Annotated in this window: 14 protein-coding genes; 6 read left to right on the top strand and 8 right to left on the bottom strand. The window is 38.5% G+C overall.

Going from position 1 to position 17,715, the window contains the following annotated elements:
* Window positions 1–4 precede the first annotated feature (4 nt).
* Window positions 5–445 carry an SRPBCC family protein gene (locus ACH30E_RS02390; RefSeq protein WP_490823509.1) on the bottom strand — a complete coding sequence of 147 codons (441 nt, stop codon included), beginning with the start codon at window positions 443–445 and terminating at the stop codon, window positions 5–7.
* Between the two features lie 120 nt (window positions 446–565).
* On the opposite strand from ACH30E_RS02390, the gene ACH30E_RS02385 reads away from it, so the two are divergent.
* Window positions 566–1,546 (top strand): GlxA family transcriptional regulator, encoded by a 981-nt coding sequence (locus ACH30E_RS02385; protein ID WP_490823508.1) that lies wholly within the window; start codon window positions 566–568, stop codon window positions 1,544–1,546.
* A gap of 90 nt (window positions 1,547–1,636) precedes the next feature.
* Here ACH30E_RS02385 and ACH30E_RS02380 read toward each other — a convergent pair whose 3' ends face one another.
* From ACH30E_RS02380 to ACH30E_RS02370, 3 genes are read right to left on the bottom strand one after another with little or no spacing between them, the layout of a single operon-like run.
* A complete protein-coding gene (locus ACH30E_RS02380; RefSeq protein ID WP_490823507.1) occupies window positions 1,637–2,095 on the bottom strand; it encodes an SRPBCC domain-containing protein in 459 nt (152 codons plus the stop codon).
* 48 nt (window positions 2,096–2,143) lie between these two features.
* Window positions 2,144–2,533 carry a hypothetical protein gene (locus ACH30E_RS02375; protein WP_490823506.1) on the bottom strand — a complete coding sequence of 130 codons (390 nt, stop codon included), beginning with the start codon at window positions 2,531–2,533 and terminating at the stop codon, window positions 2,144–2,146.
* Window positions 2,523–2,927 (bottom strand): hypothetical protein, encoded by a 405-nt coding sequence (locus ACH30E_RS02370; protein WP_490823505.1) that lies wholly within the window; start codon window positions 2,925–2,927, stop codon window positions 2,523–2,525. Before ACH30E_RS02370 ends, ACH30E_RS02375 begins: the two co-directional genes overlap by 11 nt.
* Before the next feature lie 536 nt (window positions 2,928–3,463).
* Between ACH30E_RS02370 and ACH30E_RS02365 the strand changes: the two genes are divergently transcribed.
* Window positions 3,464–4,192 carry a YoaK family protein gene (locus ACH30E_RS02365; RefSeq protein WP_294989036.1) on the top strand — a complete coding sequence of 243 codons (729 nt, stop codon included), beginning with the start codon at window positions 3,464–3,466 and terminating at the stop codon, window positions 4,190–4,192.
* Between the two features lie 471 nt (window positions 4,193–4,663).
* Here the strand turns inward: ACH30E_RS02365 and ACH30E_RS02360 are convergent, their stop codons facing one another.
* The 4 genes from ACH30E_RS02360 to ACH30E_RS02345 form a co-directional block, all read right to left on the bottom strand.
* Window positions 4,664–5,692 carry a S41 family peptidase gene (locus tag ACH30E_RS02360; RefSeq protein WP_490823504.1) on the bottom strand — a complete coding sequence of 343 codons (1,029 nt, stop codon included), beginning with the start codon at window positions 5,690–5,692 and terminating at the stop codon, window positions 4,664–4,666.
* 76 nt (window positions 5,693–5,768) lie between these two features.
* Complete coding sequence (locus ACH30E_RS02355; RefSeq protein ID WP_490823502.1) at window positions 5,769–6,383, bottom strand: WG repeat-containing protein; 615 nt, start codon at window positions 6,381–6,383, stop codon at window positions 5,769–5,771.
* Window positions 6,384–6,520: 137 nt separating this feature from the next.
* Window positions 6,521–6,910, bottom strand: a complete 390-nt coding sequence (locus tag ACH30E_RS02350) for a hypothetical protein (RefSeq protein ID WP_490823501.1) — start codon at window positions 6,908–6,910, stop codon at window positions 6,521–6,523.
* A gap of 112 nt (window positions 6,911–7,022) precedes the next feature.
* Window positions 7,023–10,229, bottom strand: a complete 3,207-nt coding sequence (locus ACH30E_RS02345; RefSeq protein WP_490823500.1) for a S41 family peptidase — start codon at window positions 10,227–10,229, stop codon at window positions 7,023–7,025.
* Between the two features lie 591 nt (window positions 10,230–10,820).
* Here ACH30E_RS02345 and ACH30E_RS02340 point away from each other — a divergent pair.
* The 4 genes from ACH30E_RS02340 to ACH30E_RS02325 all read left to right on the top strand — a co-directional run bounded on the left by ACH30E_RS02340 (window position 10,821) and on the right by ACH30E_RS02325 (window position 17,715).
* Window positions 10,821–11,903, top strand: a complete 1,083-nt coding sequence (locus ACH30E_RS02340; protein WP_490823499.1) for a DmpA family aminopeptidase — start codon at window positions 10,821–10,823, stop codon at window positions 11,901–11,903.
* Window positions 11,904–12,005: 102 nt separating this feature from the next.
* Complete coding sequence (locus ACH30E_RS02335) at window positions 12,006–12,821, top strand: aminotransferase class IV (RefSeq protein WP_490823497.1); 816 nt, start codon at window positions 12,006–12,008, stop codon at window positions 12,819–12,821.
* Between the two features lie 195 nt (window positions 12,822–13,016).
* Window positions 13,017–16,088, top strand: a complete 3,072-nt coding sequence (locus ACH30E_RS02330) for a ligand-binding sensor domain-containing protein (protein ID WP_490823496.1) — start codon at window positions 13,017–13,019, stop codon at window positions 16,086–16,088.
* 205 nt (window positions 16,089–16,293) lie between these two features.
* Window positions 16,294–17,715, top strand: coding sequence for a S41 family peptidase (locus ACH30E_RS02325; protein WP_490823495.1), 1,422 nt, complete (start codon window positions 16,294–16,296; stop codon window positions 17,713–17,715).

Genomic DNA, 17,715 nt, shown 5'->3' with positions numbered 1-17,715 from the left:
AGCACTATCGCCCCCCTCCTATCAACGGTAACAACTTGCCCTGTAAATATTGTGCCCAGGCTGGGGTACAGTTGTCAAAACATTCTGAAGCGGGGGTTAGGCCCTCGTGGGTAAACTTTACATTAGTTTGGTCTCCTTCGCTGGAAATTTCAAATATTATTTTGGTGCCGGTCCATTCGTCCTGCTTTTCGAGAAAACTTAGTTTACTGTCTGTTACCAGCCTCACGACTTTTTTATTGGGCACTAGTTCAATCAGCTTTTGTTTTGAGTAATGAGCCCCTTCTCCGGCATGAAAGATGAACTCTTCGTTTAATTCTGTTGATATTCCTTCAAAACTTTCCGCAAAATATCCCGACCACCAGCTCCGTACATTTAAAACGGTTTGGAATACCTGTTCTGGTGATTGTGATGTGGTTAGCGTTCTGGTAAAATCTGTAGTGAGCATTGTTCAATCTTTAATAAGTCAAACCTACTGTCTAAAAGAGATATCGAAGGGGTGTAAAAAGGACATTCTTAGGGTGTAATTAGGACAAACTGTTGTGCTACCTTTAAACAAATTACTGGTATGAAACATATTACCATCCTCGTTCCCAATGGAAATAATAATCTAAGCAGTATTGTCGGCACTTACAAAATACTTACCAGGGCCAATAATTATTGGAAACAAAAACACAGGCGAACAATTTATACCATTGAAATGGCGGGCGTTTCAAAGGAAGTAGATTTTCATGGCGGATTATTTAGTGTTAAACCACATACCCATATTAATAATATACCCCGAACTGACTTAGTTATTATTCCATCATTGAGTCATAACTACGAACAAACCATAACAGAAAACAAAGCGATTGCAGTTTGGATAGAACATCAATATAAATGCGGGGCTGAGTTAGCTAGTATTTGTACCGGTGCTTTTTTACTGGCTTCATTAGGATTACTTGATCATAAAAGTTGCTCCACACACTGGGCCTTTGCCGATAGCTTTAGGGAAATGTTTCCCAAAGTAAATTTACAGACCGATAAGTTAATCACCGATGAAAATGGTATTTATACCAATGGCGGTGCTTTCTCCTTTTTGAATCTTGTATTGTATCTGGTTGAAAAATATTTTGACAGAGATACAGCTATCTTTTGTTCCAAAGTATTTCAGATTGAACCTGACAGAGATATTCAGTCGCCCTTTATCATTTTCACTGGACAAAAACAGCATAATGACGATATCATTAAGGAAGCACAGGTTTATATAGAAAATAATCTGCAGGAAAAAATATCAATAGATTCCCTTTCTTCATTGTTTGCTATTGGAAGGAGAAACTTCGACCGGCGTTTTATAAAAGCTACCGGTAATTCACCTTCTGCATATGCGCAACGTGTAAGGGTTGAAGCAGCTAAAAAACTATTGGAAACAAGTCGTAAAAATATCCATGAAGTGATGTATGAAGTTGGGTATACAGATATAAAAGCGTTTCGTGATGTATTCAAAAAAGTAACAGGCATATCTCCATTAGCTTATAGGAATAAATATAATAAGCTTGTTTTTTCTTAGCTGGCAGTTGAATTATTAAGCTTCCCTTTGCGTATTTATTTGTTGGCCACAGATGCACAGATTATAAACGATTAATCTGTGCATTTGTGGCTAAATCATTCCCATTAATACTACCTCCAGCTTGTCAAAATTTTCTTCGTTTTTGTCCACCACAAATGGTTTCATTTTTCTACAGGTCTCAGCATCCTCAAAAACCATATTGAAAACCAATTTTGTACTATTAGCAGAAACAGGTTCAAAAACTGCCCTTACCTGAAATAAGGGTTGCGAATAGCGTTTCCATGCAATTAATGAAGGTGCTTCAATTTGAATAAACTCACAATCGTTTTCATAATTTCCCTTTTCTGGTCCATGCATGGTAAAGCGCCACCTGCCTCCTACCCTAAAATCAAATTCATGAAAAGTATTGGTAAACCCTTTAGGTCCCCACCAGTTTTTCAGGTGCATTGGGTCGGACCATGCACGAAAAAGCAGTTCCTGTGAAACTGGAAAGATCCGTGTACTGGTAATAATGGTTTCAGGTGTGGTATTGGGTATTTCAGTTACCATACTGCGATTATATTAATTGAATGATGATTGAAAACAACAAAACATGTTTTATGACCTGTTTTTGATCATATAGACAAGATATGGCATAAACAAAAGACATAAAAGAAATACCAGCCAAATACGTCCGGTTAAAATATTGTAGTTCTCAAACAGGTATTCCCAGGATTTGTTTGTTAACCGACCCAACGTAAATTCAAATATTACTGTAAGTACTACCCATAAGCATCCGACTACTATTGCTTGTCGTGGCTGCTGAATATTCAGTTGTGGAAATATAAACCAGGTGTAAAAAGCACAAAAAACAATCAGTGTAAGTGTTGATAGCTGATGTGCCCGAAATTCGCCATACTGTTTTATAAATAGCACTTCCCTCAATGTTGCATTGGCAAAGGCAATTACAATCATAGGGAGCCAGTATAAAATCTGCTTAGTGATCATACTTTCTAAGTAATAGGGTTAGTATAAGAATAATAACAGCAACAATGAATATTACAGGTTGTAACCATGATACATAACCGATGATTGCTACCTGTACTGTTATCCATCCAATAGTTATGCTGCCAGCTATAAGCGCTGCTTTAGTTGCAAACTTGTGATGTTTAAAAACCGCTATTCCAGCCACTAGAGCAGTACCGCCCACACATACAAAGAGGATAAGCGACGGAATAAAATAACTGTGAAATATACTTCCCTTTAACCATGCCAGTGGAACGGCATCTGCCCCTGACATTCCATAATAGCCGCCTCCAAATGCATTGATCGCTACCAGAAGGAGTAATGTGCCCAAGCTGTAACGCACTATTTTAGAAGGTAATGTATGGTTTATTTGCATTGCCTGATTATAAAGAAGCATTCCGGGGTTTAAAATAGAGTATTGGCTGTTTCTTTAAAGTTAGCAAGCTTTTGCTTAGATTAAACTGATTTTAAATAAAAGCTCCCTCATATTGGTTAAGGCTGCGCTGTGTACCCATTGCTGTCCTGGAAAAAACAGCTTCTAGCCACTAGCTGCTGGCTACTAGCTTTTTTTTGCTATTAATTTAACCATCTACTAGCGTAAATATGGTAATTAAATATTTATTCTAAGTAGGGTTTTTACAAAACAAATTCGCAAGCCCTGTCATTTATTCAAATAATAGCGGAAAACCTAAAACAAGCACCAATCAAGGCTTGCAGCTAGAGGCTAGAAGCTCATAGCCTATTTTCCCCGGACAGTTCTGCTTTGTACCCATTGCTGTCCGGGGAATGATGTAATTTTATCAAGCTTTTCAGCATTAGTAAAAGCAAATCAGAACGCATGTTACTTAAGCATATAAGGACGACCGCTACTTGCCAAAATAATTTCAGTTTAAACAAGTAAAGAAATAGCAGATGTTCAGACACCAGGGCAAGACAAGAACATTAAGTCATAATTTAAAAATCGCCTCTTTATTATCATTTATTGCGGGACTGGTAAATGTTGCAGGATATTTTGCCGTACAACGTCTTACTACAAATGTAACGGGCCATTTTGCCTTTTTTATGGATGAAGTATTCAAACTAAATTTTTGGGAAGGCTTTGTTTACTTTCTCTATATCTTCTTCTTCTTTGCCGGTTCTTTTCTTTCTAGTTTTATAATAGAAATTATTGCCAAAAAAAGTGATCATTATATTTATATTATTCCAGCTTCTATAGAATGCCTGATACTTTTTGTTTTTGGCATTTTTGGCACTAGCCTGATTATTGAAAGCCCAAATACCATTGCATTTGGATTGCTATTCGCCATGGGTCTGCAAAACTCACTGGTAACAACTATCTCAGGTTCTGTTGTCAGAACAACCCATTTAACCGGTCTATTCACTGATCTTGGTATTGAATTATCACAGTTGTTTTTCTATAAAGAAGTACAGCAAAAAATCAAACTTGTGTCTTCCATCAAACTACGATTTACCATTATCGGATTCTTCTTTATTGGAGGTATTGTTGGTGGATTTTTATATTCAAAAATTGGACTTCATTCATTAACCATAGCTGCTATTGTATTATCTGCCGGTCTGGTATATGATAATATTAAGTTTCGTTTTATTTTATTGAAGAGAAAGCTCAAAAGCAATGCTTAAAAGGAATATAGTATTGCTGTTGGGGGAAAACAGTCTTTAGCTTTTAGCCATTAGCTGTTAGCTACTAATGCGAATCAAGGGTTAAAATTTCACAAGAGCGGGCAATGGAACGCAGATCTATCATGATAAATCCGTGTTCTATCTAACCAGCCAAATAAGATTAGGAGGTATTATTTTATAGGAGCCTGCTTTAATGACTTCAAAAGACCACTCTATCGATGATTTTCTCATTTTTGGCAGATTTCAACCCTTGATTTGCATGACTAGCTTTTTTTGCTATGAATGTAACCATGTCCGAGCAGAACTGAGGAAATTAAATACTTCTTTAAAGCAGGGTTTTTAAAAAAAATCATAAGACCTATCCTTTATTCCATTATTAGCAGATAGTCCAAAACAACCGCCAATCCTGGCTAATGGCTAAAAGCTAATAGCTGTTTTTTCCTCGACAGCAATGGATACGAGCTTTGGCTATCATTTCTTTTTCACTATCCACTCAACCGCCCGTATTATTTTCAGGTCTTTTTCCAGTTCAGTAAAATTATCGCCTCCCGCTACTGGTATATTTGGTTGAATTACTTCATCCAGTCTTTTCCCTTTACCGTCCTTTAATACCCCAACTGCAAGGTTAAAGCCTATATTATTTCCCGAAACCATGAATCCATCATTACCGTTGGTTAATCCCATACTTTCTTCTCCAATTAAAACCGATGGTGACCTGTATGTTAATGATGCTGCCGTACATTCTCCAGCACTTGCTGTGGATGGACCTATTAATACCGCTACCCTTGTACGACTATAATCTATATAGTTGCTAATTTTAATTTTATAATACTCACAGATCAGGCTATCGTTGCGAAATATAACAGGACTAATATTTTTATCCTTAAATTCATATGTATATGATTCGCTTATGCTTCCTGACTTATACAGTGATCTTAAACCAGCAATCATCGGGTACATATTACCTCCCTGGTTTAACCTTAAATCGATGATCAATCCTTTTGGGTTTCTTTTCAAAAGGCTGGTTACAGAATCGTTCAACCGATTGGCGAATTTTAAAACACCGGCACTGTCCTGAACCGAAACAAATGGAATGCGTACATATGCAATTCCGTTATTCAACATCATTGCAACCAGCTTTGGCCCTTTTTTCAGCTCCTCATACGTTACTTCATTTATTTTATCGACATTCTTAATTTTCCCCGTACTCCTGAATGCAGTGTCTTTATAATAAAATGCACCATGGGCATCTTTCAATTCGTCATATAATCTGGTAAAAGCAAATCCCGCTTCTTTTACAGAGTGTACATTTGCTGTTGCTGCTTTAAGTTCTTTCGTAAGTTTTTCCCAATTTACCAGATCAGCATTCAAGGCTTTTTTTTGCATGATGGCAATAGTGGTATCAAGTAGAAAATGTATGGAGTCTACCGGCGAATTAATTTGAGCTTTTGAAAATAAGCTTAGGGCAGCAAAGCCACATATAAAGAGGAATCTAAACATTTGACAAAAGTATTACCCTAAGTACAATACGGGTATCACATATTTGTGTGAGACTAAAGGGTGGTCTAATTTATAGTTAGTACTCCTGTCTCCAGCCTATCTTCTTTTGTATCTCTTCAAAAGTCTTTTTACCCATGTATAGTATCTGTCCTTTGGTGTTAATGTACCCTGTTTGTTTGCAGGTTGTTGTATAATGTTTATCCGCATATTCACCTTCGCAACACCACAACTCTTTTTTGCAATCGTAGCCGATAATGGCCCGACCTTTATAAAAGCTTGATACTATTTCAAATTGTGGTTTAATAACTATTTTACCCTTGTAATCAGCAAATCCTATTTTATCATTTTCATCTACTATTCGTATCAATCCTTCTCTCAAAACATCGGGCGTAGGTTCTCCAATACTCGTATTGTATACACGGAATAATGGGTTTTCATTTTTATCGATGGCCCACCAGCCCTTCTGGTGTTTAATACCAACAATCGCAAAATGGGTAATGGTATCACTAAAACAAATAAAATACTTTGCAGTATCCAGTCTGGTAATAGTATCGCTTTTAGAATTTGTAAATACATAAGCAAATCTTTGCTTTCCTGATGTATCATATTTTACAACCAGGTAGTCTGTTTTCTTTTGGGCAAAAGAAACAATAGACAACAGTAATATTATTACTATCAACAAAGACTTCATGGTATAGTACAAAAAAGAAATGAATTAACTAACGAAAGGTAAAATACTAAAGCCAACAATAAATCAAATACCGGCTGGCTATATACTGTTACAAATAATTGTTAAACAAGTTATGTAACGCGATGTATTATTCGCGTTTAAACAACACTATAAATTATCAGTACGCCAATGGCTATTGCAAAGGGTGCTAATAGCTGAAAATAGAAAGGCTTTAAGATAGCTGCAGCCCTTAATGAAAACTGGTGATGCAGTTTTCTTGGTACGAGGTATAATACAAAAGAAGTGGCAAGCATAAACCAGCCAAAGACTTTAAAAACTTCCGGGTATCTGGAAATATCGGCTGCTAAAATCAACGCTGCTGCAGGAATCATACGAATGGTTATTTCTGCATAGTTGATAAAATTGGTACTACCGGCCTTCTGCAAAGTAGTCCTCGCTTTTAGCGGATTAAAAAGCATCAGCAATCCGGCAAAAATGAAAAACAGGCCAAATACTACAACTACCCACCCTGCAATGCCAGCTATCATAACTAATTGTTTGATGGTTTAAAAAGAAATTCCTCAGTTATTTTGTTTACGCAATAACTGAGGAATTCACTTTCTTATTCCCCTTCGACAAGCTCAGGGCAGGCTTTATTTATCATTTCTTAATCTCTTTCATCAGTTCATTCACCGCTGCTTCCAATTGTTGGTCACGGCCTTTGATTACAATATCATATTCATTCATCAGTTTAATATCCGGTTCTGTCTGGTAGTTTTCGAGGTATTGGTTCTTCAATCCTTTTACGCCCAGTGGTGGTACACCCCAACGTACGCTGTTATCCTGCAAAGATTCCCATCCTGCAAAAGTACAGGTGCCCGGTACCGGCATACCTACGAGTTTGCCAATTCCCAATTCTTTATAAGCATAGGCATAACAATGTCCATCACTGTAATTTGCTTCATTGGCAATTGATATACTTGGTTTGGTCCAGCGGAAGTTGGGTTCAAATCCATTGCTTCTGGTATCGGTGGTATAGTCCATGAATTTTTTACCGCTCAGGAACATAGCAAGGTCTGCTACCAGGTCGCCGCCACCATTGAAACGGGTATCAACAACTATTCCTTTTCGGTTTACATATTTACCCATGATTTCTTCATACGTAGTTCTATAGGCACCATCATTCATTCCTGGAATATGTACATAACCCAATTGTCCGTTACTTAGGCGGTCTACTTCATCCTGATTGCGCTTGATCCATCTTTTATATAAGAGGCCATTTTCTTCGCCAGTTGAAATTGGTTTTACAATGATTTCACGTTTGGTGTTCCCATCTGCTACCAGTAATAAAGTATTCTTTCCTGCCTTACGGTTCAGGTATATTGGCAAGTCGGTATCAGCAGTTATCGTTTCTCCATCTATCGCTTCAATGATCATTCCTGCTTTAATATTGAGTCCGGCTTTGTCGAGCGGACCATCTTTTATTACTTCTTCAATTTTATATCCAACTCCTTTGTATTGCTGATCGTAGAATGCACCCAATGCTGCAGTTGCATCGCCACCGGGATTGAATGATCCGTAAGATGAGCCACTATGACTCACATTCAACTCTCCCAGTAACTCACTCAATAATTCTGAAAATTCGAAGTTGTTACCTATATGTGGTAAGTGTTTTTCATAGTCGGCTTTGTAACTGTCCCAATTAACACCGTGCATGGTTTTGGTATAGAAAGTTTCTTTGGTTCTGCGCCATACATGTTCAAACATAAATTGTCTTTCAGCAGCAACGTCTAAGGTCATTTCACCACCTATACCTACCGATTCTCTTTTGCCACTGTTCGGATCAATTTTAGAAATACCTCCGTTGGCAAGTAGGAATATATTTTTCTGGTCCTTATCCCAAACCATACTTCCACCACCTGCATTTAATGGTACAAGCATTTTTGTTTCGCGGGTGCGCAGGTTGGTTGTCCAGAGATTGGCGCCTCTTTCGAAACGAGCAAGGTAATAAAGGTTCTCCCCGTCTTTACTCACCAGGGCATCACTCATTTGTGATGAATGGATGGTAAGTTTAGCTTTACGGGTAGTCATATCATCCCATTCAAAAATAACGCTGTCTTTTTTAGCTGTTGCTTTTTTGCTGGTATCTGCTTTTGCTTTGGTCTCTTCCATTTCTTTTACCAATGCTGCATCTTCTTTACTTAGCTTAAACTTGTCGAAAGATTCCTGGGTAAAAAACATGGCATAAACATCTGCCTGTGCGCCACCGCTTTGGGCCACTGATTTCAGGCCATCACGGTTACTGAACCACATCATGGCTTTACCGCCCATGATCCATTTAGCGCGACTGTCATTAAATCCACTTTCAGTCAGGTTAATTACATTCCCTTTTCCATCGGCAGATACCAAACCAACTTCACCAGGAGCTATGCCTGGCACTGCATAATCGAACAAGAACCATTTTCCATCGGGACTCCATTGAAAATACTGGTCGTTATCGCCCATAGAGAAAAGTTCTTTATCGGTAAGAATGGTTCTGGTTTGTTTACTGGCAATATTGTACACTTTCAGTGTCATCCTGTTTTCTATAAAGGCAATCTCTTTACCATCAGGTGAATAAGATGGCTCATAGTTTTCATTGTTGTTAGCTATTATAGCTGTTTCATTTAAAACAGTAGATGCATAGAAATAGGGTTCTTCTGCTCTTTGCTTTTTTGTTTCGTAGATTTTCCAGCTATTACCTCTTTCAGATGTATAGAGTAATGTTTTACCATCGGGAGAAAAGCTAACCAGTCTTTCCTGCTCGGGTGTATTGGTAATACGTTTGGTAATACCACCATCAACACTGCTCACAAAAACTTCACCGCGAAAAATATAGGCTACTTCTTTTCCATTCGGAGAAACAGCCATATCTCTTACACCACCACTAACAGGAACTATACGGGTATTATTGGTTCTTGCATCTGCAACAATACTTACACTTACTTTCTGTGGTTTACCGTTTCCTTTCATGGTATATAGTTCTCCATCATAACCAAAACAAAGTGTTCCATCGTTAGCCAGGCTAAGAAAACGTACAGGATGTTTTTTGAAACTCGTAAGTTGTTGTGATTTGCCTCCTTCCAGTGCCATTTTGTGTACATTAAAAGAACCGCTCTCTTCACTCAAATAATAAAAAGCTTTATCGCCATCGGTAAATACCGGGTTACGGTCTTCACCGTTAAAGTTGGTAATCTTTTTATGTGTTTTGGCATTGTTATCGTAGATCCAGATATCCCTGGCAATAGAAGATGTGTGGTGTTTGCGCCACTGGTTTTCACCTCCTTTTTTATCCTGGTACAACATGTACTGACCGGTATTGCTGAAGCTCACCCATTCTGCTGGTGTTGACAATACCTGTTCAACACGTCCGCCATTTAAGCCCACTTTATATAATTCTGGTTGAGAACCTGTGGGGTATGTTCTGTTGCTGGCCATATCCATACGGGTTGATCCGAAGATCACCGATTTATTATCGGCTGAAAAACTATACGGGTATTCAGGTGCTGAGTGCCAGGTTATTCTTTTTGCTTCTCCGCCTTCGGCAGGAATAACAAATACATCAAAATCACCAAAGCGATCGCTGGCAAATGCAAGCTGTTTACCATCCTTGCTCCAGATCGGCATCAGGTCATTGGCTTCATGAAAAGTAAGTGGGGTGGCTGATCCGCCGGAACTAGGAACCTTATAAATATCTCCCTTATAAGTAAAAGCAATTGTTTTACCATCGGGTGAAATAGCACCATAACGCATCCAGTTTGGTTCGGATTGTGCTTCTACCTGCATATACGCTACCAGCGAAAGCAGGGCAAGTGATAGTTTTCTCATAAAGATGTTTAATGAAGCGGTAAATTAAGAAAGAACTGTGAGGATTTCAGGGTTGATGTGAGGGATGGATAATATTGCTGTCGGGGGGGAACAGGCTATGAGCTATGAGCTGCAAGTTGCAAGCCAGAACTGTCCGGGGAAAATAGGCTGCGAGCTTCTAGCCTCTAGCTGCTAGCCTTGATTGGTGCTTGTTTTAGGTTTTCTGCTATTATTTGAATAAATGACAGGGCTTGCGAATTTGTTTTGTAATAATCCTTTTTAAAATAAAAATTTAATTACCATATCCAAGCTTGTGAATGGTTAAATTAATAGCAAAAAAAGGCTAGTAGCCAGCAGCTAGTGGCTAGAAGCTGTTTTTTCCCGGACAACAATGGCTGCAAGCTGCAAGCTTTTTTAAAATGAGACGGCTTGTGAATTAATTACTATTAATACACTATTTGAAGACCCAGTACAACACAAAAAAAGCTCACAGCTCATAGCCTGTTCCCCCTGACAGCACTGGATGAATAATTTGAGTATCTTGGGATATCGGGTTTTACAGCACTTATGAAAAAGGGTTATTGCATATTACTTTTTATTTGTTTTAGCTTAATGGCCGCTGCGCAGCAGCGGGCAAGGAAGCTCGGATTAAAATTTGGCGTATTGGAGCCCGGTAAATACAATGCCATTACAGATGTAAAAGGGGTACGGGTTGGACATACCACACTCATTAAAGGCGATAATATAAGAACCGGCGTAACTGCTATAATACCGGCTCAGGGTAATATTTTTCAGGAAAAACTACCAGCCAGCATTTATGTGGGAAATGGCTTTGGCAAATTGGCGGGCATTACACAGGTGAAAGAACTGGGTAATCTTGAAACACCCATTATACTTACCAATACCCTTAGCGTACCGGTGGCCATGGATGCCGTAATAGGATATACACTTGAACAAAAAGGCAATGAAAATGTTCAGTCGGTAAATGCTGTTGTGGGAGAAACCAATGACGCAACCATTAATGATATCCGCGGCAGACATGTTACAAAAGAGGATGTATTAAATGCCATCTACAATGCAAAAGACGGACCAGTTACCGAGGGTTCGGTTGGCGCAGGAACAGGTACCATTGCTTTTGGATTTAAAGGTGGGATTGGAACGGCCTCAAGAAAATTACCCGCTATCATGAATGGCTATACAGTTGGTGTATTGGTGCAAACCAATTACGGTGGTATGCTCGAAATTGCAGGTGTTCCAATTATGCTGGAGCTGGCAAAGCAAAAACCCCTGGATGAGCTTCAGAAAAAGGCGGATGGATCTTGTATGATTGTTATTGCCACTGATGCCCCCTTAGACAGCAGGAACCTTGAAAGACTTGCCAAAAGAGCTTTTATGGCTTTGTCGAAAACAGGAAGCTATGCCTCAAATGGCAGTGGTGATTATGTAATTGCTTTTTCTACAGACAGTTCCTTGCGTGTGCCTTATAATCCACGTATTAAAACGACCAACCCGGTTTTATTACAGAATGATGCGGTAAACGGATTATTTCAGGCAGCAGTGGAAGCAACAGAAGAGGCATTGATTAATTCCCTGTTTATGGCTACCCCGGTTAAAGGCAAGGATAATAAAATGATACCTGCATTACCGGTTGATAAGGTGCTTGAAATTTTAAAACGATATAACAGGATTTATTGAGGGGCCATTGGTTTATTGTCCATGGACCATGGTCTATGGTCCATGGACAATAAACCCACTCAACCCATAGTTCACATTATAAAGTTTAACTTAGCCATTCCTATGATCTGTTATGTAAATGGACAATATGTTGAACTAAGCACAGCATCTGTGCCAGTTAGCGATTTAGGTTTGCAACGCGGGTATGGGGTTTTTGATTTTTTGAGGGTTAAGGGGTCGATACCCCTTTTTATTGATCAGCATATCAACAGACTTTTCCGGTCTCTTGATACCATGCGACTAACCATTAATTATACCAAGGATCAATTAAAAGACATCATCAAAACCTTAATCAATAAAAATCAACTAGAACATTCAGGTATACGTATTACCATAACAGGTGGTGCTTCTCCGGATGGCTATACGCCGGTAACACCACATATCATGATTGTTCAGCAAGCCATTACCCCACCACCCGATCAACTACAAAGCGGAGAATATAAACTATTAACACACCCTTATCGCAGACAATTGCCCTCTGTAAAAACCACGGATTACCTGATGGCTATCTGGCTTCAACCGCTGTTAAAAGCGCAAGGGGCACAAGATGTGTTATATCATTGGGAAGGAAAAGTTTCTGAGTGCCCGCGTTCCAATTTTTTTATTGTTACAAAAGACAATATTCTCGTTACCCCCAATACAGGTATGTTGAATGGTGTTACAAGGAGTAATATACTCTCCGTTGCCAATGGTTTAATTCCAGTTCAGGAAAGAGATCTTACACTAGATGATATCCGTTCGGCCAAAGAAGCGTTTATCTCCAGCTCAACCAAACGCATTATTCCTGTTACACAGGTAGATGATACAGTTTTCGACGCCTACCCAACCAATAGCATCGCCTCCATCCTATTCGGGCAATTAAAAAACTTAGAAGAATAATTATTATTCAGAAAACTTCAATAGCAATAACCCCTCAGTGCCCTTCAGCGCCTTCAGTGGCAAATTTAAATGCCACTGAAGCCACAGAAGGGCACAGAAAGATCCTCTTCCGGTCTTCCGGACTTTCGGACTCCCGACTCCCCCTCACATAAATATGCTGTTTTTTATACTCAATCCTATCATTAGATTTGTAAAGTGCCGCTTCGTTTATCCAGCTTACTACTACTCTTTTTATGCTTTGCAGCTTCTTCCACTGCACAGGAGAACTATACTTTCACCCATCTGAATACCGATGATGGTCTTTCAAGCAATGATGTTCGTTGTTTGTATCAGGATTACAAAGGCTTTATGTGGATCGGAACAGCCAATGGATTACAAAGATTTGATGGAACCAAGTTCATCATGTTCTCCATGGATAATAAAAAAGGTAGTGACCCCTTGCCTGTTTCCATGCTCGAATATATTGTTCCTGGTAAAAATGGAACCCTTTGGTTATACTTTCCGGAATTACGTGAGGTTGGTGTTTTTGATCCTGCCAAGTTTCTTTATAAAAAGATTGCTATTAAACCTTCTACCCCATTGCCTGCACGTATTAATGCCAGGTTATGGAACGATAGTAAAAACAATATCTACCTAAGTATTCAACCCACAGGAATTTTACAATACGATGAAAAGGAGCAGGCTTTCACTGCGTCAACACCATTTCGTATTCCAAAAAACTGGAGTGTCGGCATTGCGTCTGCCGAGGATAAGAAAAATGGATTAATCTGGTTATCCTGTTCAAATGATGGATTAGCAGCATACGATCAAAAAACCGGAGAAACGTATACTCGTTTATACAATCCTAAAAATATACCCCTGCTTAATAACTGGCGTGTACAGGAAGGACTCACAAACATTTTCATAGATCGTCAGCATCGGTACTGGCTATTTAACTGGCCTGTATGGGGTGGTGGTGCAGAAATGCTTCATCTGCTCGACTCAACAGGTCGTTATTACCTGAAAGACACTGTTGGACTTAGTTTCACGAGGGGCAAATACAGGGAGTTGCGGCATATTTTAGATTTTCCGAAAACAGGTATTTGGTTATCAGGACTAAATACTTTGTATAGCTATAACAGAAACCTTAAGCAATTTAATTATTATAAGAACGACCCGCTTAGCAGTATTGCTATCCATTACCAGATTGCTCACCAGGTATTGGAAGATAAAGAAGGTGGTATTTGGGTGGCAACAGATGAAGGCATTTATTTTACTTCTCCGGGAACAAATGGAAATGGCGTTCAAAACATGATTTTTTCGGAGGAAAAGAAAAGCAGAGAGTTTACTGATATTATTGAACTCAGTAATGGTGATTACTGGTTAACCAACTGGGGAGATGGCGTAATTACCATGGATAAAAACTTTCGTCCGAAATCATATTCAATTTTTAAAAACTTCCCCTCCAAATGGATTCTGCCGCAAATAAAAGGAGTAAAACTTACCTGGTGCATGCACGAGGAAAAAGCCACCCGCGATGTTTGGATTGGCTCAAACGGTGGATTGATTACACGTTTTAACCCATATACCAACAAAACACAATTTTATAATCCTCCTGAATTCCAGGAAGCTACCGTTCGATATATAACAGAAGATAAAAAAGGGCGTATTTGGTTTTGTACACAAAGGGGAAGGGTTATTCGATTTGAAAACAATGTGTTTACCGTTGTAAAAGATTTCGGCACCGCTGTTATTCCAAAAATATTCTTAGATAAAGAAGGCTGGGTTTGGGTAGCTGTTCAGGGAACAGGACTATTCGCAATCGAACAAGAAAGTGGTCGTATCCTTCAGCAATATGTAAAAGGAAATGCGGATAACAGTCTTTTTTCCGCCATGGGTCATGATATCGATGAGCTTAACGACAGCACCATTGCATATGGTGCCGGCGCCCTTAACCTCATCAACAAAAGAACCGGTAAGGTTCGTATTATTGATTATGCACATGGTTTGCCTTCTAATTCAGTTCAACGCATACGAATCGACAAATCAGGCTATTTATGGATCGTAACAAACAATGGGCTTTGCAGGTATAATCCTTTCAATGATAATATTACCCCCTACAACAAAAGGGATGGTGTGGTACTTGGTGAGAAAACAACAGCGGCAGACTATCTATGTAGTGAAGGTTATGTAATGTTTGCAGGTAGTAATTCATTGATGTTTTTTCACCCGGAATCTTTTGCTACCAACCAGCAACCTCCGGATGTAAGTATCACCGACTTCAAACTAAATAATGCTTTTCTTCCTATTGACTCCGTTACTGCTCAATCTGCATTAAAGGTTGATTATGATCAAAACTCCTTCAGTATTTACTTCTCCTCATTGAGTTTTGTGAACCGTGATAAGTTGATCTATTATTATAAAATGGAAGGGGTGAACAATCAATGGACAAAAGCCGACAGGCAAAACCTGGTTAACTTTTCTTTATTACCTCCCGGACATTATACTTTCCAGGTTTACTGCGAAAACATTGATGGTATTCGTTCCAAAAACATCACCCGTTTTTCTATTTATATAAGACCTCCATTTTGGAGAAGGTGGTGGTTCTTAAGTATTGTGGCGCTGGCTTTAGGTGGATTACTTTACTTCATTCATCGGCTACGTATCAACAAAATACTTGCAGTAGAAAACCTGAGGAACAGAGTGGCAAGAGATTTACACGACGATATGGGGTCAACACTTAGCACCATCAATATATTGAGTACGATGGCCAAGAGTAAGTTGAACACTGACAATGTAAGGGCCAGCGAATACCTGGGTAAAATAAGCGATAATAGTCAGCGCATGATGGAAGCCATGGATGATATTGTATGGAGCATCAAACCCATGAACGATTCTATGCAAAAAATTACGGCAAGGATGCGTGAAATAGCGACCAGCGTTCTTGAAGCAAAAGATATTGACCTGTTATTTCATACAGATCCTTCCATTGATGAAATAAAGCTGAACATGGAAGCACGTCGCGATTTCTTTTTATTGTTCAAGGAAGCCATCAACAATATCGCTAAATACTCAAAAGCTTCACTTGCTACGGTTCATCTCACTGTTCACCATAAACGCCTGTTGATGATCATCAAAGACAACGGTATTGGGTTCGATATTGAGCAGGCCGATGGTAATGGTTTGGGTAATATGTATAAAAGAGCCGCGTCACTGAAAGGGCGCATCCAAATACAATCTAAACTGAATGAAGGAACACAGATTACTTTAAATATTCCTGTTCAGTAATTTGAGAGAAAAAGAATACCAAACTAAGTTTCCAGAAAATTGTTTCCAGTAACAACAACGATTTCATCAGTAAAACATTCACATATTCATGTGGTTGCAATATAAAGCATGCGTGGCGAGCTTTGACTGAATCATTAATTACTGTTTTTAGAGTCTCTTTTAATTTTAAACAGGCTTTAAGTGATTACAAAAATTCAGCCTCAGAATGATTTATAGATTATTTTTCCTTCTCATAGTTTTAAGTACGTTTAATACAAGTGTATCTTCTCAACAAGACGCTTTACACCTTCGGGTTTTTAGCGTAAATGAACTACTTAGAGATTATGATACTTTATATAAGATTATCACCCAAAACCATCCCGATCTTTGGGCTAAATCAGACAGTTTAAACACAGAAGTTTTCTGGAGAAAAACAAGGGCAAAAATTACCAAGCCCATGAAAAGATGGGAGTTTCTTGAATTAGTAGCCCCTGTAACTACACAATATAATGATGGTCATACAGCACTCAGTTTTGATTTTGATTTTGAAGAAGTAGAAGATTTAACTAACAGAAAAGGGAAACTATTCCCATATCGTGTGAAACTATATAATGACACTTTATGGATCATAGAAAACTGGAAGGATAGCAGTGATTTATATAAAGGATCTATTGTTACATCAATTAATCATGTTCCCGTAAATGATATTATCAAAAGAATTCTTCCTGTTATTCCGGCTGACCATTACAGAATGAAGGAAGCTGGTTTTTCCAGATTATTTCCCTTCCTTTTATGGTCCGCGTATGGTTGGGAGAAAGATTATCTAATAGATTGTTTTGATTTTTCTTCTAATAAGCCTACACTAATATCTACAGAAGGAATTACACTTGATGGTTTTTTTAGTCGTCAGTTTCCAAAAAGGAAATGGAATTTGCAGCTCTTTAATGATCAGTCATTAGCAATTATTTCATGTAGTGGTTACAATAATTATATGGAAGGAATTCGATTTATTGATTCAGCATTCGCCATTATCAAACAGAACAATATTAAACATCTTGCTTTTGATATTCGTAATAATGGCGGGGGAAATTCTTCTATAGGTGATCACTTACTGAATTATGTTTCAACAAAACCATATATGGATGTGCTGAGTAAAACCCTTAGAAACGGACCAATGATGCAAGGGTTTAAACAAAGCAGTGGCATGTATCGATCAATGCAAAATTTTATTAAAAATGGAACAAGAAATGGTAGTGATTATACTATTAGGTTTAATTCAAAACAACCTGACACAACCATAAAACATGAAAATCGTTTTGCGGGCAATTTTTATTTGTTAACGAGTCCTATAACTTATTCTTCTGCTCACATGACTGCCCTGGCCGTAAAATCATCTGGTATGGGTGTTATTATTGGTGAGCCTACAGGAGAGCGTATTGATTTAACCGGTGAAAATGCAACATTCAAACTTCCTGTTACAGGTCTTTATGGATATTGCGCATTGGCTCTTTATGAGGGTGCCTATTCAGATAAAAAATCAAATGGGGTACCCCCGGATATTTTTATACCTTTCCAGCCTTCTAATCTTCTTGCAGGTAAAGATCCTGTTATTGAAAGATTGTTAGCACTTGTCGCAACAAATAAATAA

The sequence above is a fragment of the Sediminibacterium sp. FW305-C-61 genome (genome assembly GCF_058231065.1).
Note: the sequence above shows the minus strand (reverse complement) of the source record. Positions and strands in the feature narration are given on the sequence as shown.